Raw genomic sequence first — 2,071 nt, forward strand, 5'->3', positions numbered from 1 at the left:
GCGACCCCTATCCCGCCTTCCGCGAATTGCGGAGCACCGACCCGGTCTGCTGGAACGCCGAGCACGAGTTCTGGGCACTGCTGAAATACGAGGACATCCGGTTCGTCTCCACCAATCCGGCGCTGTTCTCGTCGGCCAAGGGCATCACCGTCCCGGACCCGAGGATCGAGAACCCCGTGCTGGACGGCAGTCTGATCTTCACCGACCCACCGCGGCACCGGCAGCTGCGCAAGCTGATCAACATGGGGTTCACCCGCCGTCAGGTGGCGATCCTCGAGCCCAAGCTGCGGTCGTTCGCCCGGGCTGCACTGCACGCGATCAACCCCAACGATCGCATCGAGTTCGCCGAGCAAATCGCGGCGCCGCTGCCGACCCGGATGATCGCCGAACTCATCGGGGCCCCGGACTCGGACTGGGAGCAGTTCCGGACCTGGTCGGACGCCACGGTCGGGATGGACGATCCCGATGTCGAGTTGGACACCTTCGCCGCGGTCGGCGAGCTCTACGAGTACTTCCAGGAGCTGATCCTGTTGCGCCGCAACGGCAACCTGCGCGACGGCGACGACCTGCTGTCGACCCTGGTCGCCGCCGAGGTCGACGGGGTGCGGCTCAGCGATCAGGACCTGCTGCAGTTCTGCCTGCTGCTCCTGGTGGCGGGCAACGAGACCACCCGCAACTTGATCGCCCTGGGCACGCTGGCCCTGGTCGAGCACCCCGACCAGTTCGCGCTGCTGCGTGCGCATCCCGAACTCATGCCATCGGCCGTCGAGGAACTCCTCCGGTTCACCTCGCCGGTCGCGAACATGACCCGGTGCGCCACCCGCGACGTCGAACTACGCGGACGGCTGATCGGCGAGGGCCAATTCGTCACCATGCTCTACGGATCGGCCAATCGCGATGAGGAGGTGTTCGGTCCCACCGCCGAAGGGCTCGATATCACCCGCAACCCGAATCCCCACCTGGCTTTCGGTTGCGGTGAGCACTCCTGCCTGGGCGCGCAGCTGGCACGGCTGGAGGCCCGGGTGCTGCTCGAAGAGTTGCTTTTACGGTTCGACGGCATCACGCTCGACGGAGCGGTAATTCGGATGCGGGCCACCATGGTTCCCGGGGTGAAGCAGATGCCGATGCGGCTGACGCCGCGAGAATCTGCGGGTGCCGACTACGGCACCGCGCCGGGCGCGGCGGACAATTCACCGACCAGCGCGACAGCGCGTTCGTAGGAGTCGACGTCGATGATCATCCACCCTGCGATCAGGTCCTTGGTCTCGGCGAACGGACCGTCGGTGACCGGTGGCTTGCCCTCGCCGTCGTAGCGGTCAGGCGTGTGCGCCGGTGCTCACCACCAGTCGCCCGACGGTCTGGCGCGCCGCCATCCGTTCCAGAGCGACGGGCAGGTCATCCCACTCGATCTCGGCGCCGATCACCGTCGAGATGCGTTCGGTTCGCAGCATTTCGAGGATCTTTGTGTGAGCGTCGAGACCCTCGGCACGGGACGGCCAGTTGAAGCCCAGGGTGCGCCGCACGGCCAGCGGGTCGGTGACGTAGACCAGGCAGACACCGCACACGTCGAAGTTCCCGTAGGCGATGGGCCGCGGCGAGAGGTAGTCACCGTCCTCGAGCTGGATGTCCTCGGCGAACCCGACCATCAGATGGCGGCCGTTGAAGCCCATCACCTTGAAGGTCTCCACCGACACGCTGCCGCCCACCGCATCGAAGGCGACATCGACGCCACGGCCGTAGGTCAGCTCGACCACCCGCTCGGCCCAGTTGGGCTCGCGGTAGTTGATCACGTGATCGGCCCCGAGTTCGCGGCAGAAGTCCAGCTTCTCCGCGCTGCCGGCGGTCGCGATCACCCGCGCGCCGAGCGCCTTGCCGAGGACCAGCGCTCCGGAGCCGGTTCCGCCGGCCGCAGCGTGGACCAGCAGCGTCTCACCCGGTTGCAGCCGGCCCCGTTCGGCCAGCGCGAAGAAGCCGAGATGGAACGGGTAGTGCAGCGCGGCACCGTCGATATCGCTGACCCAGTCGGGCAGTTCCAACGCGGTGGCAGCGTCGAGCAGTGCGTAGGACGCAT

General features: G+C 67.3%; 2 protein-coding genes and 1 pseudogene. 1 reads left to right on the forward strand and 2 read right to left on the reverse strand.

The annotated features are described in order from the left end of the window. Nucleotides 1-452: 452 nt before the first annotated feature. Entirely contained in the window at nucleotides 453-1,220 is a 768-nt protein-coding gene (locus ACN269_RS34295) for a cytochrome P450 (protein WP_421477436.1), read from the forward strand. Here ACN269_RS34295 and ACN269_RS34300 read toward each other — a convergent pair. Then, nucleotides 1,169-1,336: pseudogene (locus ACN269_RS34300) on the reverse strand (YciI family protein); the annotation flags it as partial. The gene ACN269_RS34295 and the pseudogene ACN269_RS34300 overlap by 52 nt on opposite strands. Continuing rightward, nucleotides 1,317-1,853, reverse strand: a complete 537-nt coding sequence (locus ACN269_RS34305) for a zinc-binding dehydrogenase (RefSeq protein WP_421477438.1) — start codon at nucleotides 1,851-1,853, stop codon at nucleotides 1,317-1,319. The gene ACN269_RS34305 and the pseudogene ACN269_RS34300, both read right to left, overlap by 20 nt. Nucleotides 1,854-2,071: the final 218 nt, after the last annotated feature.

The sequence above is a fragment of the Micromonospora sp. WMMD736 genome (assembly GCF_049179015.1).
GTDB lineage: Bacteria > Actinomycetota > Actinomycetes > Mycobacteriales > Micromonosporaceae > Micromonospora.